Genomic DNA, 24307 nt, shown 5'->3' on the forward strand with positions numbered 1-24307 from the left:
ACGAGCTGCAAGAAAAAAGCGCATGAGCCTGACGTTCGGGCAATGGCGTCTACTTGCAGCTTGCAGCTCACAACTTGAAGCTGCCCGGAGGGCCACGTATGAGCTATGTGATCGACCGACGTCTCAATGGCAAGAACAAGAGCACGGTGAACCGCCAGCGGTTCCTGCGGCGTTACCGTGACCACATCAAGAAGGCTGTCGAAGAGGCGGTCAGCCGGCGCTCCATCACGGATATGGAACACGGGGAACAGATCAGCATTCCTGGTCGCGACATCGACGAACCGGTGCTTCACCACGGCCGTGGCGGCAAGCAGACCGTGGTTCATCCTGGCAACAAGGAATTCACTGCCGGCGAACACATCGCCCGCCCACCGGGAGGCGGCGGCGGACGCGGACCGGGCAAGGCCGGCAACTCCGGCGAAGGCATGGATGAGTTTGTCTTCCAGATCACCCAGGAAGAATTTCTGGAATTCATGTTCGAAGACCTCGAACTGCCGAACCTGGTGAAACGCAACCTGAGCGGCACCGATACCTTCAAAACCGTGCGCGCGGGGATCAGCAACGAAGGCAACCCTTCGCGCATCAACATCATCCGCACCCTGCGCTCAGCCCACGCACGGCGTATCGCCCTGTCGGGCAGCAGCCGCGCGAAACTGCGTGAAGCCAAAGAAGAACTGGCGCGCATCAAGCGTGAAGAGCCTGACAACTTCGGCGATATTCAGGAACTCGAGGCAGAGATCGAAAAACTCAGCGCGCGCATTCATCGCGTACCGTTCCTCGATACCTTCGACTTGAAATATAACCTCCTGATCAAGCAGCCCAATCCCAGTTCCAAAGCAGTGATGTTCTGCCTGATGGACGTCTCAGGCTCCATGACCCAGGCGACCAAGGACATTGCCAAGCGCTTTTTCATCCTGCTGTACCTGTTCCTGAAGCGGAACTACGACAAGATCGACGTGGTGTTCATCCGTCACCACACCAGCGCCCGGGAAGTGGACGAAGAGGAGTTTTTCTATTCACGGGAAACCGGCGGGACCATCGTTTCCAGCGCCCTGAAACTGATGCAGGAGATCATGGCCGAGCGTTATCCCAGCAACGAGTGGAACATCTATGCGGCTCAGGCTTCCGACGGCGACAACTGGAACGACGACTCGCCAATCTGCCGCGACATCCTCATCAACCAGATCATGCCGTTTGTGCAGTACTACACTTACGTGGAGATCACCCCGCGCGAACACCAAGCCCTCTGGTACGAATACGAACGCATCGCCGAAGCCTTTTCCGACACGTTTGCCCAGCAGCAACTGGTCTCGGCCGGGGATATCTATCCGGTCTTCCGTGAACTCTTCCAGCGCAGGTTAGTGACATGACCGCCAAAGAGCAGAAACGCCAACCCATTTCCACCGGCTCCGAATGGACGTTCGAGCTGATCCAGACTTACGACCGCGAAATCGCCCGTATCGCGGCCGGCTATGCGCTGGATACCTACCCCAACCAGATTGAAGTCATCACCGCCGAGCAAATGATGGACGCTTACGCCTCGGTGGGCATGCCGCTGGGCTACCACCACTGGTCCTACGGCAAACACTTCCTCAGCACCGAGAAATCCTACAGCCGCGGACAAATGGGGCTGGCGTACGAGATCGTGATCAACTCGGACCCCTGCATCGCCTATCTGATGGAAGAGAACACCATCTGCATGCAGGCGCTGGTGGTGGCCCACGCGTGCTACGGTCACAACAGCTTCTTCAAGGGCAATTACCTGTTTCGCACCTGGACCGACGCCAGTTCGATCATCGATTATCTGGTGTTCGCCAAGCAGTACATCATGCAATGCGAGGAGCGCCACGGCATCGATGCAGTCGAGGATTTGCTCGACTCCTGCCATGCGTTGATGAACTACGGTGTCGACCGCTATAAACGCCCCTACCCGATTTCCGCCGAGGAGGAACGGCGGCGGCAGAAAGATCGCGAAGAACATCTGCAGAAGCAGATCAACGACCTGTGGCGCACCATTCCAAAAGGCGCAGACAAATACAGCGACAAGGACAATGCGCGCTTCCCGGCCGAGCCGCAGGAAAACATCCTGTACTTCATCGAGAAGCACGCGCCATTGCTCGAGCCGTGGCAGCGGGAAATCGTGCGGATTGTGCGCAAGATCGCCCAGTATTTTTATCCACAGCGCCAGACCCAGGTGATGAACGAAGGCTGGGCGACGTTCTGGCACTACACGCTGATGAACGACCTGTACGACGAAGGCCTGGTCACCGACGGTTTCATGATGGAATTCCTGACATCCCATACCAGCGTGGTGTTCCAGCCTGGTTTCGACAGCCCCTACTACAGCGGCATCAACCCCTACGCGCTCGGCTTTGCCATGTACCGCGACATCCGGCGCATGTGCGAAGAGCCCACCGAGGAAGACCGTCACTGGTTCCCGGAAATCGCCGGGACTGACTGGCTGTCGAGCATCAAGTTCGCCATGAGCAGCTTCAAGGACGAGAGCTTCATCCTGCAGTACCTGTCACCAAAGGTGATCCGCGACCTGAAACTGTTCAGCATCCTCGATGACGATCAAAAGGATGATCTGCTGGTACCGGCGATCCATGACGAAACCGGCTACCGAATCATCCGCGAAACCCTGGCAGCGCAGTACAACCTCGGCAATCGCGAACCCAACGTGCAGATCTACAGCATCGATCGTCGCGGCGACCGCTCACTGACCCTGCGTCACCAGCAACACGATCGCAAACCATTGGGCGACTCCACCGAAGAAGTCCTGAAACACTTGCATCGCTTGTGGGGCTTCGACATTCATCTGGAAACCCTGCAAGGCGACCAGATCATGAAAACCCATCACGTACCGCCACGCAGTGAACACAGCGAAGGGGATTACGGTCGGCTCGATCTGGCCGTCATTCATCTTTGATCCGGTTCTGGCCTCCGAAAGTCCGACGCAAGGGTTATCCTGTCGGGCCAACGGAGGTTTTTTATGCAGATTTATAAGGTCGGCGGCGCGGTGCGTGATCGCTTGCTGGGCAAACCGGTCACTGATATCGACTGGGTGGTAGTAGGCGCTACTGCTGACGAGATGCTTGCCAAGGGGTTTCGTCCGGTGGGTGCGGACTTCCCGGTATTTCTTCATCCGAAAAGTGGCGAGGAATACGCCCTCGCCCGCACCGAGCGCAAAAGCGGTCGCGGCTACGGCGGTTTCACGTTTCACGCCAGCCCCGAGGTTACGCTTGAAGAAGACCTGATCCGCCGCGACCTGACCATCAACGCCATGGCCGAGGACGATCAGCACAATCTGACCGATCCTTATCATGGCCAGCGCGATCTTGAGGATCGGGTTCTGCGTCACGTGTCCCCGGCATTCGCCGAAGATCCCCTCCGAGTATTGCGTGTTGCCCGCTTTGCCGCTCGCTATGCAGGGCTCGGTTTTACCGTCGCACCAGAGACACTGGAACTGATGCGCCAACTCAGTGAGTCCGGCGAACTGGAAGCTTTGACGGCTGAGCGCAGCTGGAAAGAAATCTCCCGTGCACTGATGGAAGATCAGCCTCAGGTGTTCATTCAGGTACTGCGTGATTGCGGCGCGCTGAAAGTACTGATGCCGGAAGTCGACGCTCTGTTCGGCGTGCCTCAACCGGAAATCCATCATCCAGAAATCGACAGCGGCATCCACACCCTCAGCGTGCTGGAGCAATCAGCGCTGTACAAACAACCGCTGACCGTTCGCTGGGCGTGCCTGCTGCATGATCTCGGCAAGGGGCTGACGCCAGAAGAGGAATGGCCGCGACACATTGCCCATGAGCATAAGGGACTGAAGCTGATCAAAGCGGTCAACGAGCGTTTCAAGGCGCCGAAGGACTGTCAGGAATTGGCGCTACTGGTTTGCCAATATCATACCCATGGCCACCGCGCCCTGGAGTTGAAGGCTTCAACGCTGCTGGAATTGTTGCAGAGCTTTGATGTGTATCGTCGGCCCCAGCGCTTTGAGGAATTTATTGCCGCGTGCGAGATGGATGCACGCGGGCGCAAAGGTCTGGAGCAGAGAAGTTATCCACAGGCGGATTATTTGCGCGGCGCGGCGAATGCTGCGCGCGGCGTACCGGTGCAGCCATTGCTGGAGAAGGGATTCAAAGGCCCGGATCTGGGCGAAGCACTCAAACGTGAACGGCTCAAGGCGTTGAAGGCTTACAAAGAAAACGCTTGAAGCAAGATCTAAAAATCGCAGCCTTTGGCAGCACCTACATGTAAACGGGAATCCCTGTGTAGGAGCTGCCGAAGGCTGCGATCTTTTGCTTTTAAAGATTCAGAGGTGTGAGCTGCTCGCCCCGCCACTCAAACCCCACCGGCGCCAACACCTGATCAATCTGCGCCTCCGCCCACAGCGTGGCGAAGCTTTTTCCCACACCGGGATGCACCCGATCCGGCGCAATCAGCGACAGCGGCCACAACACAAAAGCATTTTTCAGAATTTCGGCTCGCGGCAGGACCAATCCGTCGAAGTTTCCCACAAGATCGCCGTACAGCAGCACGTCGATGTCCAGCGGCAACCCCTTGCGATCCGGCGCATAGCGACCGTTATCCGCCTCGATAAATTTCAAGCGCCGATCCAGCTCCATCAACGGCAGGTCGGTATACGCCGACACCACAAAGTTGAAGAACGGCCCACTCTTGATCCCCACCGGCTGGCTTTCGAACACCGCCGAACAGCGGATATCCACCAGAAACGTCGCCAGCGCATCAAGACCGGCGCACAAATGGGTTTCACGCTCGATATTGCTACCAAGCCCGAGATACACCTGAGTCAGCGACATCCGCGCTCGATCTCCACGCCCACTCCACCCTTGGCAGCCGGCACGGCGCCGGGCTTGGTCAGCTTCAAACGCACCCAGGTGATGTTGAATTCAGTCATCAGCACTTCGACCAGGCGCTCGGCGAAAGTCTCGACCAACTGGAACTGTGCCTGCTCGGCAAAGGCCTGGATGCGCGTGGAAACGCTGGCGTAATCGAGCGCAAGGGTCAGGTCGTCACCGGCGGCGGCCGGGCGATTGTCCCAGGCGAAGCTCAGATCAAGACGCAAGCACTGTCGGATGCCGCGCTCCCAGTCGTAGGCACCGATAACGGTGTCAACTTCCAGGCCCTCGATAAACACTCTGTCCAAGCACTTTTCTCCGCTGCACGACAAGGGCGCAATGCGCCGTTAGAATCAGGGCGTCCTCGCCCGGAATAGTTAGCATGTTTTGGTTACTGGCGACTCTCGCCTACCTGCTCGGCTCGCTGTCCTTCGCCATTTTGCTCAGCCGCCTGACCGGAAACCCGGATCCGCGAATGAGTGGCTCGGGCAATGCCGGCGCCACCAACATGCTGCGCTTGGCCGGCCGCAAACTCGCGATCCTGACCCTGCTGGGTGATCTGTGCAAAGGCTTGCTGCCGGTGCTGATCGCATCGGCTGTCGGCCTCTCGCTGCAGGATCAGGCCTGGATAGGCGTATGCGCCGTGATCGGTCACCTGTTCCCGCTGTACTTCCGCTTTCGCGGCGGCAAAGGCGTCGCCACTGCCGCCGGCATGCTGCTGGGCCTGTATCCGCCGGCTGCGCTGTTAGCGGTGTGCGCATGGCTGCTAACGTTTTACCTGACCCGTACCAGCTCACTGGCGGCGCTGATCGCCACGCCACTGACCCTGCCGCTGCTCGCCTGGCAAGAGCCAAAGGCTTTGCTGCCGATGAGCGCCTTGACGCTACTGATCGTCTGGCGCCACCGCGGCAATCTACGCGACCTGTTTGCCGGGCGCGAACGGCATTTTTAAATGCCGGCCTCCCGCACTGCCCATTACAACGCCGACAACTGCTCCATCGGCCAGCGCGCCTGCACGCTGATCGCCAGACTTTCCTGCTGACCGGCCTGCAAACGCTGGCAACCGGCAAACGCGATCATCGCGCCATTGTCGGTGCAGAACTCGGGACGGGCGTAAAACACATCGCCCTTCATGTCGCCGAGCATTTTCTCCAGCGAAACACGCAAAGCCTTGTTTGCGCTGACGCCACCCGCGATGACCAGACGCTTCATGCCCGCCTGTTTCAGGGCACGCTTGCACTTGATAGTCAAAGTCTCCACCACGGCCTGCTGGAACGCCAGCGCGATGTCGCAACGGGCTTGCTCGCTGTCGTCACCGGCGCTGACGCATTGCTGCCAAGTATTGAGGGCGAAGGTTTTCAGACCGCTGAAGCTGAAATCCAGCCCCGGGCGATCACACATCGGACGCGGAAAAGTAAAACGTCCTGCAGCGCCCTTCTCCGCCAGCTTGGCAATTTCCGGTCCGCCTGGGTAATTGAGGCCCATCATCTTCGCGGTTTTGTCGAACGCTTCACCGGCAGCATCGTCGAGCGTCTCGCCAAGCAAGGTGTATTGGCCGATGCCATCGACCTGAACAAGCTGCGTATGACCGCCGGAGACCAACAAAGCGACGAACGGAAATTCCGGTGGTTTTGGCTCCAGCATAGGTGCCAACAAATGACCTTCCATATGATGCACGCCGAGTGCCGGAATGCCCCAGGCAAACGCCAGCGCTTGAGCACAGGAAGCACCAACCAGCAGAGCGCCAACCAGGCCAGGACCCGCGGTATAAGCGATCGCATCGATCTCGGTCGGCACACGGTCAGCCTCGGCCAACACCTGACGAATCAAGGGCAGCATGCGCTTGACGTGATCACGCGAGGCCAGCTCAGGCACCACACCGCCATACACGCGATGCAGGTCGATCTGACTGAACAGTGCGTCGGCCAGCAGCCCGCGTTCACTGTCATATAATGCGACGCCGGTTTCGTCGCAGGAGGTTTCTAATCCCAGTACTAGCATGGGTTTTCGCCTTGTTTAGGCTGACTTCGAAGGCGCGCATAATAGTCGCCGCGTGATGCCCCGGCCAGCGGTTTTCGATCAGAGGCTTTGCATTCCGAGCGATGAGGGGTTAACATCCGCAACCCTTAAAAACCGACGTCTTCAAGTGCTCTTTTGCCGCGAGGATGTTGACCCCGGTAATGAATGAAGGTAGCTCTGGATGCCAGCCGTCAAAGTTAAAGAGAACGAACCCTTCGACGTAGCTCTGCGTCGTTTCAAGCGCTCCTGCGAAAAAGCCGGTGTACTGGCTGAAGTTCGTAGCCGCGAATTTTACGAGAAGCCAACTTCTGAGCGTAAGCGTAAAGCAGCAGCCGCTGTTAAGCGTCACGCCAAGAAAGTTCAGCGCGAACAGCGCCGCGCCGTTCGTCTGTACTAATACACAGACGTTCGTAGCAAGCTTCTTGCCTAAGCCCGGCTCTCAGCCGGGCTAATGGCATTTGCGTAAAACGCTTGATGCTTCACCGTCAAAGCCGCACATGCGACCAAGACAAATCTGCTTCACGCGTCAGACCTGGCTCTTTTGCCAGCGGTGCACGTCTTTTCTGACGAGCCTTTAAAGGCTACTGACGAGCACACCCACTGATTCCTCTCACGACGATCAGCCCAAGGCACCTGCATGCGTGCCCGCTTTATTGAGCTATCCGAGGCCATTAACCGGCCGTCAGCGGATTCAGCGCAACACTTTCAAATAGTCGAAGGCTGATTGGTACTAACGTCAGTGGATTTTCGGCAGATACACTTCCCGACAGCGATTACGCAGACGACACCGGTCGAGCCGCACATTTTGCGTGCTTCAAACAACGACCCGCGTCCGGCCGCCCTTCGCATCGGACTCATTACAGCGCAGACGACGAGAACGCGATGGCCGGGCTGATTCCCCAGAGCTTTATTGACGACCTCCTGAACCGCACCGACATCGTCGACGTGGTCAGCTCGCGTGTGCAGCTAAAAAAAGCAGGCAAAAACTACACCGCCTGCTGCCCGTTTCACAAAGAGAAAACCCCGTCTTTCAGCGTCAGCCCCGACAAGCAGTTCTATTACTGCTTCGGTTGCGGCGCTGGCGGTAATGCCCTCGGCTTCCTCATGGACCACGACAACCTGGACTTCCCCCAGGCAGTCGAAGATCTGGCGAAAGCCGCCGGCATGGAAATCCCCCGCGAAGAAAGCGGCCGCGCGCACAAACCGCGACAACCGACCGATTCGCCGCTATACCCTTTGCTCACTGCAGCCGCCGACTTTTATCGGCAGGCACTCAAGAGCCACCCATCGCGCAAAGCTGCGGTGGATTACCTCAAGGGCCGCGGCCTGACTGGCGAGATCGCTCGGGATTTCGGCCTCGGCTTTGCGCCACCCGGCTGGGACAACCTGTTCAAACACTTAAGCAGCGACACTTTGCAACAGAAGGCCATGGTCGACGCCGGCTTGCTGATCGAGAACGCCGAAACCGGCAAACGCTATGACCGCTTCCGCGATCGCGTGATGTTCCCGATCCGCGACACGCGCGGGCGCATCATCGCTTTCGGTGGCCGCGTGCTGGGCGATGACAAGCCGAAGTACCTGAACTCGCCGGAAACTCCGGTTTTCCATAAAGGCCAGGAACTTTACGGCCTCTATGAAGCGCGCAAGAACAACCGAAACCTCGACGAAATCATCGTCGTCGAGGGTTACATGGACGTCATCGCCCTCGCCCAACAGGGCTTGCGCAATGCCGTCGCGACGCTGGGTACCGCGACCAGCGAAGAACATTTGAAACGTCTTTTCCGCGTCGTTCCGAACGTATTGTTCTGCTTCGACGGCGACCAGGCTGGCCGCAACGCCGCATGGCGCGCGCTGGAGGCAACACTTCCATGCCTGCAAGACGGGCGCCGTGCGCGATTCCTGTTTCTGCCTGAAGGCGAAGACCCGGACACCCTGGTTCGCGCCGAAGGCACCGATGCGTTCAAGGCCCGAATCAATCAGCATGCGCAGCCGCTGGCAGATTATTTCTTCCAGCAACTGACCGAAGAAGCCGACCCGCGCTCGCTCGAAGGCAAGGCCCACATGGCCACCCTTGCCGCACCGTTGATCGACAAAGTGCCAGGGGCCAATCTGCGCATCCTGATGCGTCAGCGCCTGACCGAAATCACCGGCCTGAGTAGTGAAACCGTCAGCCAGCTCGCTCAAAGCGCGCCGCAGGAAGCACCGCCCGCCTATGATCCGAGCATCGATTACGACGCAATGCCGGACTACAGCGACTACCATCAGCCGCAGGCACAGGATTTGTACGTGCCGCAGCAGGAATGGACGCCGAAGAAACCCGGCGCCGGCGGCAAGAAATGGGACAAGAAGCCTTGGGACAAGAACGGCAAGCGTGGCGGCGATCGCGATCAGCAGCGTCCACGGACGCCGATTGGTGTCGAGTCACCAACCCTGACGGCACTGCGCACACTGCTTCATCACCCGCAATTGGCCGAGCGCGTCGAAGACGCCGGGCACATAGCGGACGAAAATCAGACCAACGCGCAGCTGCTGGTAGCGCTGCTCGAAGCCGTACAGAAGAATCCCAAGCTAAACTCATTTCAACTGATCGCGCGATGGCACGGCACTGAACAGGGCCGATTGCTCAAGGCGCTGGCAGAAAAGGAATGGCTGATTGATGGAGATAACCTTGAACAACAGTTTTTCGACACCATTACTAGCTTGTCAGCCCGCCAACGCGAGCGAAATCTGGAACAGTTGCTCAGGAAAGCGCGTCAAAGCGAACTGAGTATTGAAGAGAAAAATCAACTGCGCGACCTTCTAAGTCGCAATGTTTCCGCATCAAACCCGACCTCAACTGGCGCGTGAGGTCATAGCTCAGGTATAATCCTCGGCTTGTTTTTTGCCCGCCAAGACCTTCAGTGGATAGGGTGTTATGTCCGGAAAAGCGCAACAGCAGTCTCGTATTATTGAGTTGATCAAACTGGGTCGTGAGCAGAAGTATCTGACTTACGCCGAGGTCAACGACCACCTGCCCGAGGATATTTCAGATCCTGAGCAGGTGGAAGACATCATCCGCATGATTAACGACATGGGGATCCCCGTACACGAGAGTGCTCCGGATGCGGACGCCCTTATGTTGGCCGACGCCGATACCGACGAGGCCGCTGCGGAAGAAGCAGCAGCCGCGCTGGCAGCGGTAGAGACCGATATCGGTCGCACCACTGACCCTGTGCGCATGTACATGCGTGAAATGGGTACGGTCGAGCTTCTGACTCGTGAAGGCGAAATCGAAATCGCCAAGCGTATCGAAGAGGGCATCCGTGAAGTGATGAGCGCAATCGCGCACTTCCCTGGCACGGTTGACCACATTCTCTCCGAGTACACTCGCGTCACCACCGAAGGTGGTCGCCTGTCCGACGTCCTGAGCGGTTATATCGACCCGGACGACGGCATTGCGCCGCCTGCGGCGGAAGTGCCGCCGCCGGTCGATCCGAAAGCCGTCAAGGCTGACGACGCCGAGGACGACGACGAAGCCGAATCTTCCGATGACGAAGAAGAAGCCGAAAGCGGTCCGGATCCGGTCATCGCTGCCCAGCGTTTCGGCGCTGTGTCCGATCAGATGGAAATCACCCGCAAGGCGCTGAAAAAGCACGGCCGCAGCAACAAGGCAGCGATTGCCGAGTTGCTGGCACTGGCCGAGCTGTTCATGCCGATCAAACTGGTACCGAAGCAATTCGAAGGCCTGGTCGAGCGTGTTCGCAGTGCCCTGGATCGTCTGCGTCAGCAAGAGCGCGCGATCATGCAGCTGTGTGTACGTGATGCACGTATGCCACGCGCCGATTTCCTGCGTCAGTTCCCGGGCAACGAAGTCGACGAAAGCTGGTCCGACGCTCTGGCCAAAGGCAAGAGCAAGTACGCCGAAGCCATTGGCCGTGTTCAGCCGGATATCATCCGTTGCCAGCAGAAGCTGACGGCGCTGGAAACCGAAACCGGTTTGACCATCGCTGAGATCAAGGACATCAACCGTCGCATGTCGATCGGTGAGGCCAAGGCCCGCCGCGCGAAGAAAGAGATGGTTGAAGCGAACTTGCGTCTGGTGATCTCGATCGCCAAGAAGTACACCAACCGCGGCCTGCAATTCCTCGATCTGATCCAGGAAGGCAACATCGGTCTGATGAAAGCGGTGGACAAGTTCGAATACCGTCGTGGTTACAAGTTCTCGACTTATGCCACCTGGTGGATCCGTCAGGCGATCACTCGCTCGATCGCCGACCAGGCCCGCACCATCCGTATTCCGGTGCACATGATCGAGACGATCAACAAGCTCAACCGCATTTCCCGGCAGATGTTGCAGGAAATGGGTCGCGAACCGACCCCGGAAGAGCTGGGCGAACGCATGGAAATGCCTGAGGACAAGATCCGTAAAGTATTGAAGATCGCTAAAGAGCCGATCTCCATGGAAACCCCGATCGGTGATGACGAAGACTCCCATCTGGGTGACTTCATCGAAGACTCGACCATGCAGTCGCCAATCGATGTCGCCACTGTCGAGAGTCTGAAAGAAGCGACTCGCGAAGTCCTGTCCGGCCTCACTGCCCGTGAAGCCAAGGTACTGCGCATGCGTTTCGGTATCGACATGAACACCGACCATACGCTCGAAGAAGTGGGCAAACAGTTTGACGTAACGCGTGAGCGGATCCGTCAGATCGAAGCCAAGGCGCTGCGCAAGCTGCGCCATCCGACGCGAAGCGAGCATCTGCGCTCCTTCCTCGACGAGTGATACCAGAACCCCCGGCCCAGGCCGGGGGTTTTGTTTATATGGCAGATTAAATTCCTCGCACCACCCCTCCCCCGCATACCCCGTCTACACTCGAAACAATCACCCCCGTGCCATAACGAGAGCGTTATGCCCAGACTGGCGTCCGTGCTTTTTTTGCTGTCACTGATGATCTGGACCGCAACGGCTGACGCGCTGACTCTGACCGATGAAGAACGTAGCTGGCTGGCGGCTCACCCGGACTTGAAACTGGGTGTAGATGCGTCGTGGCCGCCCTTCGAGTTTCGCGACGACCAGGCACGCTATCAGGGCCTGGCGGCTGACTATATCGACGTGATACGCCAGCGACTGGCGATCAAACTTACGCCCATCGAGCCAGTGAGCTGGACGGTGGTACTGGAGCAGGTCAAACAGGGCAAGATCGACTTGCTGCCGGGGATCATGTCCACACCCGAGCGCCAGACCTATCTGTCGTTTACCCGGCCCTACCTCGACTTCCCGATCGTCATCCTCGCGCACATCGGTGGCGCGCAACCGCGCAAACTCGACGATCTGTACGGCCTGAAGATCGCCGTGGTCGAAAACTACGCGCCCCATGAACTCCTGCGTACCCACCACCCTGACCTGAATCTGGTCGCCATGCCCAACGTCAGTTCAGCCTTGCAGGCACTGGCGACCGACGAAGTGGACGCCGTGGTCGGCGACCTCGCCTCTAGCGTCTGGAGCCTTCGCCAACTCAAGCTCGACGGCCTCTACGTCAGCGGCGAAACCCCGTATCGCTATCAACTGGCGATGGCCGTACCGCGCGATAACAAGATGCTGGTGGGCATTCTGGACAAAATTCTGGCAGACATGACCCCTGCTGAAATCAGCAGTATTCAAGAACACTGGGTCGGCAACGTCCTCGACTATCGGACATTCTGGAATGATCTGCTTGTTTATGGCCTGCCCGGCCTGCTGTTACTGATGATCGTGCTGGCCGTGGTGATCCGCATCAACCGGCGCCTGAGCTCAGAGATTGCGCGACGCATCGACCTCGAACAGGAACTGCGCAGCAGCGAGTACCACTATCGGGGCCTCGTGGAGAGCCTGTCCGCCATCGCGTGGGAAGCGCGGATGAGTGACTTCACTTACAGCTATGTGTCGCCGCACGCAGAAGACCTGCTCGGTTATCCACTGTCGCATTGGCTGATTCCGGGCTTCTGGCGCAACATCATTCACCCGGCGGACCTGACCCGCGCCCAGAGCTTCTGCGATCACGAAGTACTGGCCGGGCGCGATCACAGCCTCGATTACCGGGTGATCACCGCAGATGGTCGCTGCCTGTGGGTGCGAGACATCGTCAGCCTGATCGAACACGGTCATGAACCGGTGATGCGCGGGTTGATGATCGACATCAGCGAAACCAAGCGCACCGAAGAAGCGCTGCGACTGTCGGAGCAGAAGTTCGCGTCGGTATTCCAGCAATGTCCGGACATCCTGGTGATCGCGCGCTTGTCCGACGGCTGCCTGCTGGAGGTCAACAAAGCCTTTGAAGAACAGATCGGCCTCAAAGCCGAAGACGTCATCGGCCAGACCGCCACCGACCTGAATATCTGGGGCATACCCGGCGTGGGTCCGGGGCTGTTGCAGCGTTTGCAGGCCGGCAGCATCCGCAACCTGGAGATGCCCTTTCGTCGCAATAATGGCCAAGTGTTCACCGGCCTGATTTCCGCCGAACCGTTTGACCTCGACACCACGCCAGCGTTGGTCGTAGTCGTGCGCGACATCACCCAGCTCAAAGAAACCCAACAGCAACTGCAAACCTCGGAAGAGAAATTCGCCAAGGCATTTCATGCCTCGCCGGACGGCTTGCTGCTGTCGCGCCAGAACGACGGCTTATTGCTGGAGGTCAACGAAGGTTTCAGCCGCATCACCGGGTTCAATAGCGCCATGTCGGTGGATCGTTCGACGCTCGATCTGGGGATCTGGGTCAACCTCAACGAACGCAAACAGATGCTCGACCTGTTGCACCGCGATGGTTTCGTCCGCGATTTCACCTGCCATATCCGCCGCAGCGACGGGCAGATTCGGCTCTGCGAAGTATCCAGCCGCCCGCTGCCGATCGGCGAAGAAGACTGCATGCTGACCATCGCCCGCGACATCACCGAACGCCACCTGATGCAGGAAAAGCTGCAACAGGCCGCGACCGTATTCGAGAGCACCGCCGAAGGCGTGTTGATCACCGATACCCAGCAGCACATCAGCGCGGTCAATCGGGCCTTCACTGAAATCACCGGTTACAGCGAAAGCGAAGCCCTCGGCCACACCCCGCGCCTGCTCGCCTCGGGGCTGCACGACAGCGCATTTTATGCCGCGATGTGGCACCAACTGACCGACGAAGGCCACTGGCAAGGCGAAATTTCCAACCGGCGCAAGAACGGCGAGCTGTACCCGAGTTGGCTGACCATCAGTGCCGTGCGCAACCGCGACAAATTCATCACACACTTTGTCGCGGTGTTCGCCGACATCTCCAGCCTCAAACACGCGCAGGCCAAACTCGACTATCAGGCTCACCACGACCCGCTCACCGGCCTGCCGAACCGCACGCTGTTCGAAAGCCGCTTGCTGATGGCACTGAACGGTCAGCAGGAGAATGGCGGTCAGGGCGCAGTGCTGTTTCTCGACCTCGATCGCTTCAAGCACATCAACGACAGCCTCGGCCATCCGGTTGGCGACCTGCTGCTCAAAGGCATCGCCGTGCGCCTGAAAGAACAGTTGCGTGACATCGACACCGTCGCCCGACTGGGCGGCGACGAATTCATTATTCTGCTGCCCGGCCTGCAGCAAGCCAGCGATGCCGACAACATCGCACTAAAACTGCTCAACTGTTTCGGCGCACCGTTCCAGGCTGGCGAGCACGAGTTTTTCATCAGCGCGAGCATCGGCACCAGCCTGTACCCGCGCGACGGTTGTGACGTGGCCACCTTGGTGAAAAACGCCGATGCGGCGATGTATCGCTCCAAAGCCAAGGGCCGCAACCGCGTCGAGAGTTACACCCGCGACCTCACCGCCCAGGCCAGCGAACGCGTGGCACTGGAGCACGAGCTCCGCCGGGCCATCGAACGTGACGAATTGCGCCTCTACTACCAACCGAAAATAAGCCTCGACGACCACAGCCTGGTCGGCGCCGAAGCGCTGATCCGCTGGCGTCATCCGACATTTGGCGATGTGCCGCCGGAGCACTTCATCCCTCTGGCCGAAGAAAACGGGATGATTTTGCAGATCGGCGATTGGGTGCTGGAGACCGCCTGCCGACAGATGTTCGAATGGAACCAGATCTACGAAAGCCTCGGGCCGCTGTCGGTCAACCTCGCCGGCGCCCAACTGCGCCAGCCGAATCTGCTCGGGCGCATCGAGCAACTGCTCAAGGAAAACCGCCTCAGGCCGGATTTACTGCAACTGGAAATTACCGAGAATTTCATCATGAGTCAGGCCGAAGAGGCCCTGGCGGTGTTGCACCAGCTCAAACACCTCGGTGTGCAACTGGCCATCGACGACTTCGGCACCGGCTATTCCTCACTCAGTTACCTCAAACGCCTGCCGCTGGACATCCTCAAAATCGACCAGTCTTTCGTCCGCGGACTGCCCGACGACCCCCACGACGCGGCGATTGTCCGCGCCATCATCGCCCTGGGCCGGAGCATGCAATTCACCGTGATCGCCGAAGGCGTGGAGACCCAGGCGCAACAACAATTCCTTGCCGCCGAAGGCTGCGAACAGATCCAGGGCTACATCGTCAGCCTGCCGCTTCCGCCGGAAGAATTTGCCGCAACGTTTCTGCGTATTGCCGTATCGGATTTTTCGGATAGCACAGCCGAGAAACCGTCGCTATAATCCGCGGCCTACTGAGGGCCTATAGCTCAGTTGGTTAGAGCAGAGGACTCATAATCCTTTGGTCCACGGTTCAAGTCCGTGTGGGCCCACCAAATTTGAAAGCCGCGCTTAATGCGCGGCTTTTTCTTGGGTGATGGTTTGATACGGTTCGACTTCGCAGGACGACTTCCGCGAAGGCTGTAGGCAAATTCTGAAGCTGTGTTTTATGGCGACTTGGTGCCTGTTGGGCATTTCTTCGACGGGATACTCTCCGGACATCGCTGCTGATCAGCGGTCGGGATTGGAAACCCGTCGAATCAAAACGCAACAGCCCTCTTTTATGGCAGCTGTGCGTGGGACGTCTTCGGACGTGCCGGTTCCTTGGTTCCCGGTTTTCCAACCTGCGCACAGCCGCCACCTATTCGCTTGGAAACGTGTAGGACGGCTCCTCGAACCAAGGAGTATCACCATGCCTGACACAAAACTGCCCCACCCTTCAGACCTGAAAACCATCGGCCTCACCCCCTTCATCTACTGCTCCAACCAACCCCTCTTCCACGTCAGCGCCGGCGTCCCGATTGGCGATGCTTTATCCCAAGCCTCCGACCTGCTGTTTCTGGTCAAAGCCTTCGCTGAAGACGCCGCCTACGACAAAAAAACCGACCGTCATGCCTGGGGCGCTTATTTCCTCACGGCGATGAGCAAAGCGGTAATTGATGATGTGGTGAAGGTCATTAGCTATCCAAAACAAACTTCATCGAAATAAGCAGAGTATCCGCGTAGCTTTTTCGAGTTTGCTCGTCGTCGATTCACTCTCCCTGTGGGTATATTTTCGGAAGATAACCCCGGGTTCTGTAGGAGTTTTCCGAAGCTATGTTTTCATTCAGTTTTCTACCTTGTTGGTTTTTAATCCGAAGAAGTAACCTCCGGACGCCGTTATTCGCCCGGGATTACTTTCATGATTGTGACTGCAGCGCCACTGATAAAGGAAGCGGCTGGCCAGCAGACATGGATCGACCTTGCTTTACCCGATCTGCGAACGCTGGCCAGGGAGCTTCGCTCAGCCGCAATCGATGAGATAAAAAGAGCTGAAGACGCAGACGGAGCCCTGAAAATTCTCTTGGCTTACTTTGGTTTCGTCGACGAGGCATTACTGGCTATCACCATCCTCACACCCATCGGAAACATTGCGGTCAGGAGAGACAAGCTCGCTCATATTGTCGAAAAACGCCCAGACTCTCGAGAGCGGTATGTCCGACATGCTATCGATACGCTAACTGGACCTTTCGAAGTTTGGCGAATTCTTTACGATAACGGCGAATATCGGTTGGCATTCATCAACGCCTACGAGGCAAAAAATGACATGCTCGTCGTGGTCGATGTCAGAAACGGACATGTTCTCTGGAACTTCATGCATGCGCCGGCCAGAGCAATGAACAAGCATCGCCAAGGCAAACTTTTATACAAGCGATACGTTCTTGAAGACAAAGAAAAAGGGCAGCTATGAGGCTGCCCTTGAGTATTTGAATCCTGATATTGGCATCCTCAGGAAATGGGATGAAGAGGTCTCACCTTACACCGATGTTGCAGCATCGCTGAGGTACCTACGTCTGCTAAAGCCCTGCAAGGCAGCAGATTTCGCGCTCTTGTCGGTATTTTTGATAAAGACACCTGGCAAGTCAACCCATTTTTGGATTGCATGTATTCAAGGCATTTGGAGCGGGCGAAAAAATTCTTGAGGGTTACAAAACCATTCGATTATCCGCTCGCAAGCGATTCACTGGTTGAGCCTGTAACATGCCAAGTCTGAGACCCGCGCCCCATGGAGCCGCCCTTGCCAGACATCCGCCCACCCGCGCTTGACGAAATCGACCGCCAGTTGATCGCCGCCCTGCAAATCAACGCCCGCGAAAGCGTAGCGATGCTCGCCCGGCAGTTGGGCATCGCCCGCACCACCGTGACGTCTCGGCTTGCGCGGCTGGAAAAGGCCAAAGTGATCACCGGTTATGGCGTGCGTTTGGGGCAACGCGTGGTTGATGGCGGGTTGCAGGCGTATGTCGGGATCAAGGTGCAGCCGCGTTCTGGCAAAGAGGTGTTGCGCCGCTTGAGTGCGATGGCGCAGGTGCAGCAGTTGTGTGCGGTGAGTGGCGAGTTTGACTATGTGGCGTGGTTGCGCACCGATTCGCCGGAGCAACTGGATCAGTTGCTGGATCAGATCGGGAGTGTGGATGGGGTGGAGAAGACGACGACTTCGATCATCCTGAGCAGCAAGATTGATCGGGGGCAGCCGGTTTGATCACACGTGACGGAGAGGGCCTCATCGCCAGCAGGCTGGCTCCTACAGTGTTCGAAATGAAGCCCTGAATCGTCACTTTGATCAAAATAATGGCAAAACGACGACACTTTGCGTCTTATTAACGTGTTCTACGCTCCCTAGAATGGCTGGCATCTTTTCCTATACTCAGACGCCTATTCAGCGTCGGGTCGCCAGCAAGGTCAGCCATGAACAAGAACAATCGCCATCCTGCAGACGGTAAGAAGCCAATCACCATTTTTGGCCCGGACTTCCCGTTCGGCTTTGACGACTGGATAGAACACCCGGCCGGTCTCGGCAGCATTCCTGAACATAATCATGGTGCCGAAGTGGCGATTGTCGGCGCAGGCATTGCCGGACTTGTCGCCGCCTACGAACTGATGAAGCTTGGCTTGAAACCGGTGGTGTACGAGGCTTCCAAACTCGGTGGTCGTCTGCGTTCCCAGGCATTCAACGGCACAGACGGTATCGTCGCTGAACTCGGCGGCATGCGTTTCCCGGTATCGTCCACCGCGTTCTATCACTACGTCGACAAACTCGGACTCGAAACCAAGCCCTTCCCCAACCCGCTGACGCCGGCCTCCGGCAGCACCGTGATCGATCTGGAAGGCAAAACCCATTACGCACAGAAACTGGCGGATCTTCCTGCACTGTTTCAGGAAGTGGCTGACGCCTGGGCAGACGCACTGGAAGCTGGCTCGCAGTTCGCTGATATCCAGCAAGCCATCCGCGATCGCGATGTACCGCGCCTGAAAGAGCTGTGGAACACCCTCGTGCCGCTGTGGGACGACCGCACGTTCTACGATTTCGTCGCCACTTCCAAAGCCTTCGCCAAACTGTCGTTCCATCACCGCGAAGTGTTCGGTCAGGTGGGTTTCGGCACCGGCGGCTGGGACTCTGACTTCCCCAACTCAATGCTGGAAATCTTCCGCGTAGTGATGACCAACTGCGACGATCATCAGCACCTGGTGGTCGGCGGCGTGGAACAAGTGCCACAAGGCATTTGGCGTCATGTGCCGGAACGCTGCGTGCACTGGCCAGAAGGCACCAGCCTGAAATCCCTGCACCGTGGCGCGCCGCGCTCCGGGGTGAAGAAAATCGCCCACGCCCCCGATGGCCGCTTCGCCGTCACCGACAACAACGGTGACACCCGCGAATACGCCGCCGTGCTGACCACTTGCCAGAGCTGGCTGCTGACCACGCAGATCGAATGCGACGAAACCCTGTTCTCGCAAAAGATGTGGATGGCGCTGGACCGTACTCGCTACATGCAATCGTCGAAAACTTTCGTGATGGTCGACCGGCCGTTCTGGAAGGACAAGGACCCGGAAACCGGCCGCGACCTGATGAGCATGACCCTCACCGATCGCCTGACCCGTGGCACCTATCTGTTCGACAACGGCGACGACAAGCCGGGGGTGATCTGCCTGTCGTACTCGTGGATGAGCGATGCGTTGAAGATGCTCCCGCACCCGGTGGAAAAACGCGTGGAACTGGCGTTGAACGCGTTGAAGAAGATCTACCCGAAAGTCGACATCGCCGCGCGGATCATCGGCGATCCGATCACCGTCTCGTGGGAAGCCGATCCGCACTTCCTCGGTGCGTTCAAGGGCGCCTTGCCCGGCCACTATCGCTACAACCAGCGGATGTACGCGCACTTCATGCAGGACGACATGCCCGCTGAGCAACGCGGGATTTTCATCGCCGGCGACGACGTGTCGTGGACGCCGGCGTGGGTTGAGGGCGCGGTGCAGACGTCGCTCAACGCGGTGTGGGGGATCATGAAACATTTCGGCGGTTCTACACATAAAGAGAACCCGGGCCCGGGTGATGTGTTCAAAGACATCGGCCCTATCGCCCTGCCCGAGTAAGAGGAATCCCTGATGCGTGTAGCCCTTTACCAATGTCCGCCGCTGCCACTGGACCCCGCCGCCAACCTGCAACGCCTGCATCAGTTGGCGATGGAGGCCAAGGGCGCCGACCTGCTGGTGCTGCCGGAAATGTTCATGACCGGCTACAACATCGGCGCCGAGGCGATCAGCACTTTGGCCGAGGTTTACAACGGTGAATGGGCACAGCAGATCGGCCGGATCGCCAAGGCTGCCGGCCTGGCGATTGTTTACGGATACCCCGAGCGTACTGCTGACGGGCAGATCTACAACGCCGTGCAGTTGATCGACGCCCACGGCGAACGCCTGTGCAATTACCGCAAGACGCATCTGTTCGGCGATCTGGATCGGTCGATGTTCAGCCCCGGCGAAGACGCATTTCCCGTGGTTGAACTCAATGGCTGGAAGCTCGGATTCCTGATCTGCTACGACCTGGAATTCCCGGAAAACACCCGACGTCTGGCCCTGGCAGGCGCCGAGCTGATTCTGGTGCCGACGGCGAACATGATCCCGTTCGATTTCGTCGCAGACGTGACCGTCCGCTCCCGCGCCTTCGAAAACCAATGCTACGTGGCCTACGCCAACTACTGCGGCCATGAAGGTGACATCCACTATTGCGGGCAAAGCAGTATCGCTGCGCCGGACGGCAGCCGTATCGCCCAGGCCGGACTGGACGAGGCCTTGATTGTCGGCGAGCTGGATCGGCAGTTGATGACCGCCTCCCGCGCAGCCAATCGCTACCTCAGCGACCGTCGCCCCGAGCTTTACGGCGCGCTGAACAAGCGCTAATCCGCTAGCATTGGCACTTCACTGTTCTGGAAGTGCCCATGCCCGCGCCGACCCACCCTCGTCCCCACTCTGAAACCCTGGCCAATGGCTTGCGCGTGACCCTGCGTCATGTACCGGAGCTCAAGCGCAGCGCCGCCGCCTTACGGGTGGCCGCTGGCAGCCATGACGTGCCGTTGGTGTGGCCGGGGCTGGCGCACTTCCTCGAGCATTTGCTGTTTCTCGGTACTGAGCGTTTTCCTGCGAATGAAGGGCTGATGGCCTACGTGCAGCGTCATGGCGGGCAGGTGAATGCCAGCACTCGGGAGCGCACCACTGACTTTTTCTTTGAGTTGCCGACGCAGTCTTTCGGTGCAGGGCTTGAACGTCTGTCGGACATGCTCGCCAACCCCCGTATGAATCCGGACGATCAGTTGCGGGAACGGGAAGTGTTGCAGGCGGAATTTGTCGCCTGGTCGCAGGATCCGACGGCTCAGCGGCAGTTTGCGTTGTACGAGGGATTGTCGGCGGAACATCCGTTGCGCGGTTTTCATGCTGGGAACCGCGACACGCTGCAAGTCGAGCAACCGTCGTTTCAGCTGGCGCTGACAGATTTCCATCAGCGCTTCTATCGCACCGCGCAAATGACCCTGAGCCTGGTGGGGCCGCAGCGTGTTGACGAGTTGCGCAGCTTGGCAGAGCAATTTGCTGCGATGCTGCCGGTTGGGGATAAAACACCGCAGGCAGCCACCTCGCCATTGGCGCTGAAAAGTTATCAACAGGTCGGCGAGCAGTACTGCAATCTGTTGTTTGCCTTCGACGCGCTGCCCGACGCCTCTGCCGAGGCAATGGCGTTTCTCTGTCATTGGCTCAACAGCGCCAAACCGGGTGGTTTGCTCGCGTACTTACAGGCCAGAAATCTGGCCGACAGCTTGAAAGCAGCGCCGCTGTATCACTTCTCCCGGCAAGCCTTGTTGCATCTGCAGTTCAGCGCGCCTGCCGGATCGTTGAGCGCGATTGGCGAACAAGTCTGCGATTGGCTGAGTTTCTTTGCACGGCAGGATTGGGCACCGCTGCGTAAGGAATACGCAGCCCTGCTTCAGCGTCAGCAGCAAGTCAGCGGCGCGTTGCAGCTGGCGCGTATCGATATCGAACGGCTCGAAAGTGGCCTGACCGACGCCGGCGTGTCGGCCCTCCAACAGATCCTTCGTGAAATCGGCACTGTGGATAACTTCAGCAGCCACTGGCGCCTGCCTGAAGCCAATCCGTTCTTGCGTGCGAATGAACCACTGGCCAACGCCGGATTGATCCGCGGCCAGACCAGCGCCCACCGTGGGTTGCGCACGTTCGCTCAGGATCGTTCGCGCGGGCGTCGCGAACGCTCGCCCATGCAGTTCAGTCAGGCATTGCCGGACAACGGTGATGAAGGCGCGATTTATCTGCGCTGGCAATTGGAGACAGCAGCCAATGCTGACCTGCAAGCGCAACTGCATCGCAGCTTTCGGGAAACTCAGGACGACGCACGTCAGGCCGGGGTCGAATTGTCGCTCGGCACAACCGGCAACCAATGGCTGCTGAAACTCACCGGCCTGCAAGAGCCGATGCCCATCGTCCTGGAGCATGCGCTGAAATGTCTTACGCGAATTGACGCCGATGCTGTGCGAGGCGAGCCAGAAACGCCGTTGATGCCGATCCGCCAGTTGCTCAAGGCGCTGCCTGTACATTGTTTGGCCTCAACGCCAACTTGCGCCGATGCCAAACATCTGTGGACAACTTCCCGCTGGGATGGCCTGGCGCTAGGCCTCAGCGCGCAAACCCAATCTGCCATGGGGCTGGCCCTGAGCCGTATTCCTGGCATCCCTGATAATCAATTGCCTGCTCCGTCGACCATCAACGGCCAACACCTGTGGAGCCACATCGACACCGCGTCCAGCGAACACTCGCTGCTGCTGTTCTGCCCGACCGCCAGCCGCGAAATCGCCGACGAAGCTGCATGGCGCCTGCTGGCGCAGCTGTGCCAGACGCCGTTCTATCAGCGCCTGCGCGTCGAATTGCAGTTGGGTTACGCGGTGTTCAGCGGTGTGCGGCAAATGCACGGGCAGACCGGGTTGCTGTTCGGCGTGCAATCGCCAACAGCCACACCGGAAGCATTGCTCGGGCAAATTCAGCAATTCCTCCAAGGCATTCCGGCGCTGATTGAAACCCTGGATGACGCCAGTCTCAGCCAACAACACCAATCGCTCATCGATCAGTTCAATGACACAAATCTGTCGACCAAAGACTCCGCCGAACTGCTGTGGCAGGCCAGACTCGCGGGCCATTCGTCGGATTATCTGCCGCAATTGTTCGCCGCGATTGGCCAACTGGATCGTCCGGCATTGCTGGCAGCCGCACAGCGCTTAAACAACGCCGAAGGTGGCTGGCTCTGCCTTGCCAGCGACGCTATGCCCGGCGAACCATGGCAAGCGGCAAACTGATCATTACTCAGGCTGCAAGGAGCTTTCTCAAAGATTCACAGGCAATCATGTTGAAATTTTGAGTAACATAGCCGCCTAACTATTTGGAACATCCCTGCGCTGCCGTGGACTATACCTATGGACAGCGCTATCCCACCCACCGAAGGAGACACCCTATGTCCTGGACAAAACCGGCTTACACCGACCTGCGTATCGGCTTCGAAGTCACCATGTACTTCGCCAGCCGCTGAGTTCTGCCCACGCAGACTTGCAGTGCAACGCCTCGGCTCGCCGGGGCGTTTTATTTTCAGCGTTGAAATGATGGAGCGTTCATGTTCGTCCAGATTCTGGGTTCGGCCGCCGGTGGCGGTTTTCCGCAGTGGAATTGCAACTGCGTCAATTGCGCCGGTTTTCGCGACGGCAGCCTGAATGCCAAGGCCCGCACTCAATCGTCCATCGCGATTTCCGATGACGGCGTGAACTGGGTGCTGTGCAACGCCTCGCCAGACATCCGCGCGCAACTGCAGAACTTCGCTCCGATGCAACCGGGCCGTGCGCTGCGCGATACCGGTATCAGCGCGATCATCCTGATGGACAGCCAGATCGACCACACCACCGGCCTGCTCAGCCTGCGCGAAGGCTGCCCGCATCAGGTCTGGTGCACGGACATGGTTCACGAAGACCTGAGCACGGGTTTCCCGCTGTTCACCATGCTCAAACACTGGAACGGTGGGCTGGACTGGAACCGTATCGAACTCGATCAAAGCTTCACCGTCGCTGCGTGCCCGAACCTGCGTTTCACTCCCCTGCCATTGCGCAGTGCCGCGCCGCCGTATTCGCCGCACCGCTTCGATCCGCACCCGGGCGACAACATCGGCCTGATCGTCGAAGACCTGAAGACCGGCGGCAAACTGTTCTATGCGCCGGGGCTGGGCAAGGTTGACGCGCCACTGCTGGAAATCATGGCCGGCAGCGATTGCGTGCTGGTGGACGGCACAATGTGGGACGACGATGAAATGCAGCGCCGTGGCGTCGGCACCCGCACCGGTCGCGAGATGGGCCATCTGGCGCAGAACGGCCCTGGCGGCATGCTCGAAGTGCTGGAACAGCTTCCCGAGCAACGCAAGGTGCTTATCCACATCAACAACACCAACCCGATTCTCGACGAGGATTCGCCGGAGCGCGCGGAACTGGCGCGGCGTGATGTTGAAGTGGCGTATGACGGTATGAGTATTGTGCTGTAGCTGATGGCCTCATCGCTGCATTGGTATCTACACATCTCTAAAGTCTTCGGCTGGCCACCCAGCCGATGGCTTCTTTAGCGAAACCCGCCAGCTCCTGTGGCGTGTATTGCTCCAGCGTCTCGCACATCGCCAAAAGCATGTACA

At 58.5% G+C, this 24307-nt stretch carries 19 protein-coding genes and 1 tRNA gene; 17 read left to right on the forward strand and 3 right to left on the reverse strand.

Annotated elements, in window-relative coordinates; translation table 11 throughout:
* The first annotated feature begins 98 nt into the window (after positions 1-98).
* The 3 genes from IAI51_RS24600 to IAI51_RS24610 all read left to right on the forward strand — a co-directional run bounded on the left by IAI51_RS24600 (position 99) and on the right by IAI51_RS24610 (position 4216).
* Entirely contained in the window at positions 99-1370 is a 1272-nt protein-coding gene (locus tag IAI51_RS24600; protein ID WP_187680836.1) for a YeaH/YhbH family protein, read from the forward strand.
* On the forward strand, positions 1367-2929 hold the full coding sequence (locus tag IAI51_RS24605) for a SpoVR family protein (RefSeq protein ID WP_187680837.1): 1563 nt from the start codon (positions 1367-1369) through the stop codon (positions 2927-2929). The genes IAI51_RS24600 and IAI51_RS24605 overlap by 4 nt, the downstream gene beginning before the upstream one ends.
* Before the next feature lie 63 nt (positions 2930-2992).
* Positions 2993-4216, forward strand: a complete 1224-nt coding sequence (locus tag IAI51_RS24610; protein ID WP_187680838.1) for a multifunctional CCA addition/repair protein — start codon at positions 2993-2995, stop codon at positions 4214-4216.
* A gap of 91 nt (positions 4217-4307) precedes the next feature.
* On the opposite strand, the gene folK is transcribed toward IAI51_RS24610, so the two are convergent.
* Positions 4308-4823 carry a 2-amino-4-hydroxy-6-hydroxymethyldihydropteridine diphosphokinase gene (folK, locus tag IAI51_RS24615; protein ID WP_187680839.1) on the reverse strand — a complete coding sequence of 172 codons (516 nt, stop codon included), beginning with the start codon at positions 4821-4823 and terminating at the stop codon, positions 4308-4310.
* Positions 4814-5170 carry a dihydroneopterin aldolase gene (folB, locus tag IAI51_RS24620; RefSeq protein WP_126366941.1) on the reverse strand — a complete coding sequence of 119 codons (357 nt, stop codon included), beginning with the start codon at positions 5168-5170 and terminating at the stop codon, positions 4814-4816. Before folB ends, folK begins: the two co-directional genes overlap by 10 nt.
* A gap of 74 nt (positions 5171-5244) precedes the next feature.
* Between folB and plsY the strand changes: the two genes are divergently transcribed.
* Positions 5245-5814 carry a glycerol-3-phosphate 1-O-acyltransferase PlsY gene (gene plsY, locus IAI51_RS24625; RefSeq protein ID WP_187680840.1) on the forward strand — a complete coding sequence of 190 codons (570 nt, stop codon included), beginning with the start codon at positions 5245-5247 and terminating at the stop codon, positions 5812-5814.
* Positions 5815-5837: 23 nt separating this feature from the next.
* Here plsY and tsaD read toward each other — a convergent pair whose 3' ends face one another.
* Positions 5838-6863 (reverse strand): tRNA (adenosine(37)-N6)-threonylcarbamoyltransferase complex transferase subunit TsaD, encoded by a 1026-nt coding sequence (tsaD, locus tag IAI51_RS24630; RefSeq protein WP_187680841.1) that lies wholly within the window; start codon positions 6861-6863, stop codon positions 5838-5840.
* Positions 6864-7062: 199 nt separating this feature from the next.
* Between tsaD and rpsU the strand changes: the two genes are divergently transcribed.
* The 13 genes from rpsU to pqqB all read left to right on the forward strand — a co-directional run bounded on the left by rpsU (position 7063) and on the right by pqqB (position 24163).
* Positions 7063-7278 (forward strand): 30S ribosomal protein S21, encoded by a 216-nt coding sequence (rpsU, locus tag IAI51_RS24635; protein ID WP_002551877.1) that lies wholly within the window; start codon positions 7063-7065, stop codon positions 7276-7278.
* A gap of 485 nt (positions 7279-7763) precedes the next feature.
* On the forward strand, positions 7764-9728 hold the full coding sequence (dnaG, locus tag IAI51_RS24640; RefSeq protein WP_187680842.1) for a DNA primase: 1965 nt from the start codon (positions 7764-7766) through the stop codon (positions 9726-9728).
* 67 nt (positions 9729-9795) lie between these two features.
* Positions 9796-11643 carry an RNA polymerase sigma factor RpoD gene (gene rpoD, locus IAI51_RS24645; RefSeq protein ID WP_187680843.1) on the forward strand — a complete coding sequence of 616 codons (1848 nt, stop codon included), beginning with the start codon at positions 9796-9798 and terminating at the stop codon, positions 11641-11643.
* 126 nt (positions 11644-11769) lie between these two features.
* Entirely contained in the window at positions 11770-15516 is a 3747-nt protein-coding gene (locus IAI51_RS24650; RefSeq protein WP_187680844.1) for a bifunctional diguanylate cyclase/phosphodiesterase, read from the forward strand.
* A gap of 15 nt (positions 15517-15531) precedes the next feature.
* Positions 15532-15608 (forward strand) — tRNA-Ile (locus IAI51_RS24655).
* 356 nt (positions 15609-15964) lie between these two features.
* On the forward strand, positions 15965-16261 hold the full coding sequence (locus IAI51_RS24660; RefSeq protein WP_187680845.1) for a DUF3077 domain-containing protein: 297 nt from the start codon (positions 15965-15967) through the stop codon (positions 16259-16261).
* 192 nt (positions 16262-16453) lie between these two features.
* The gene (locus tag IAI51_RS24665; protein WP_187680846.1) at positions 16454-17002 is read left to right on the forward strand and encodes a PBECR2 nuclease fold domain-containing protein; all 549 of its coding nucleotides are present in this window, start codon (positions 16454-16456) and stop codon (positions 17000-17002) included.
* A gap of 327 nt (positions 17003-17329) precedes the next feature.
* Entirely contained in the window at positions 17330-17791 is a 462-nt protein-coding gene (locus IAI51_RS24670; protein WP_187680847.1) for an Lrp/AsnC family transcriptional regulator, read from the forward strand.
* A gap of 206 nt (positions 17792-17997) precedes the next feature.
* On the forward strand, positions 17998-19680 hold the full coding sequence (locus tag IAI51_RS24675) for a flavin monoamine oxidase family protein (RefSeq protein WP_187680848.1): 1683 nt from the start codon (positions 17998-18000) through the stop codon (positions 19678-19680).
* Positions 19681-19692: 12 nt separating this feature from the next.
* Positions 19693-20487: a carbon-nitrogen hydrolase family protein gene (locus IAI51_RS24680; RefSeq protein WP_187680849.1), complete on the forward strand. Its 795-nt coding sequence runs from the start codon at positions 19693-19695 to the stop codon at positions 20485-20487.
* Between the two features lie 38 nt (positions 20488-20525).
* Positions 20526-22940, forward strand: coding sequence for a pyrroloquinoline quinone biosynthesis protein PqqF (pqqF, locus tag IAI51_RS24685; protein WP_187680850.1), 2415 nt, complete (start codon positions 20526-20528; stop codon positions 22938-22940).
* 155 nt (positions 22941-23095) lie between these two features.
* Positions 23096-23170: a pyrroloquinoline quinone precursor peptide PqqA gene (gene pqqA / locus IAI51_RS24690; protein ID WP_003422658.1), complete on the forward strand. Its 75-nt coding sequence runs from the start codon at positions 23096-23098 to the stop codon at positions 23168-23170.
* 81 nt (positions 23171-23251) lie between these two features.
* Complete coding sequence (pqqB, locus tag IAI51_RS24695) at positions 23252-24163, forward strand: pyrroloquinoline quinone biosynthesis protein PqqB (RefSeq protein WP_187680851.1); 912 nt, start codon at positions 23252-23254, stop codon at positions 24161-24163.
* Positions 24164-24307 lie beyond the last annotated feature (144 nt).

The organism is Pseudomonas sp. N40(2020) (genome assembly GCF_014472415.1).
In the GTDB taxonomy this organism is placed as follows: Bacteria; Pseudomonadota; Gammaproteobacteria; order Pseudomonadales; family Pseudomonadaceae; genus Aquipseudomonas.

Excerpts from the sequence above, each read along its gene's own strand:
- IAI51_RS24600 (WP_187680836.1), top strand. The coding sequence starts at position 99 with ATGAGCTATGTGATCGACCGACGTCTCAATGGCAAGAACAAGAGCACG.
- IAI51_RS24605 (WP_187680837.1), top strand. The coding sequence starts at position 1,367 with ATGACCGCCAAAGAGCAGAAACGCCAACCCATTTCCACCGGCTCCGAA.
- IAI51_RS24610 (WP_187680838.1), top strand. The coding sequence starts at position 2,993 with ATGCAGATTTATAAGGTCGGCGGCGCGGTGCGTGATCGCTTGCTGGGC.
- folK (WP_187680839.1), bottom strand. The coding sequence starts at position 4,823 with ATGTCGCTGACTCAGGTGTATCTCGGGCTTGGTAGCAATATCGAGCGT.
- plsY (WP_187680840.1), top strand. The coding sequence starts at position 5,245 with ATGTTTTGGTTACTGGCGACTCTCGCCTACCTGCTCGGCTCGCTGTCC.
- tsaD (WP_187680841.1), bottom strand. The coding sequence starts at position 6,863 with ATGCTAGTACTGGGATTAGAAACCTCCTGCGACGAAACCGGCGTCGCA.
- rpsU (WP_002551877.1), top strand. The coding sequence starts at position 7,063 with ATGCCAGCCGTCAAAGTTAAAGAGAACGAACCCTTCGACGTAGCTCTG.
- dnaG (WP_187680842.1), top strand. The coding sequence starts at position 7,764 with ATGGCCGGGCTGATTCCCCAGAGCTTTATTGACGACCTCCTGAACCGC.
- rpoD (WP_187680843.1), top strand. The coding sequence starts at position 9,796 with ATGTCCGGAAAAGCGCAACAGCAGTCTCGTATTATTGAGTTGATCAAA.
- IAI51_RS24650 (WP_187680844.1), top strand. The coding sequence starts at position 11,770 with ATGCCCAGACTGGCGTCCGTGCTTTTTTTGCTGTCACTGATGATCTGG.
- IAI51_RS24660 (WP_187680845.1), top strand. The coding sequence starts at position 15,965 with ATGCCTGACACAAAACTGCCCCACCCTTCAGACCTGAAAACCATCGGC.
- IAI51_RS24665 (WP_187680846.1), top strand. The coding sequence starts at position 16,454 with ATGATTGTGACTGCAGCGCCACTGATAAAGGAAGCGGCTGGCCAGCAG.
- IAI51_RS24675 (WP_187680848.1), top strand. The coding sequence starts at position 17,998 with ATGAACAAGAACAATCGCCATCCTGCAGACGGTAAGAAGCCAATCACC.
- IAI51_RS24680 (WP_187680849.1), top strand. The coding sequence starts at position 19,693 with ATGCGTGTAGCCCTTTACCAATGTCCGCCGCTGCCACTGGACCCCGCC.
- pqqF (WP_187680850.1), top strand. The coding sequence starts at position 20,526 with ATGCCCGCGCCGACCCACCCTCGTCCCCACTCTGAAACCCTGGCCAAT.
- pqqB (WP_187680851.1), top strand. The coding sequence starts at position 23,252 with ATGTTCGTCCAGATTCTGGGTTCGGCCGCCGGTGGCGGTTTTCCGCAG.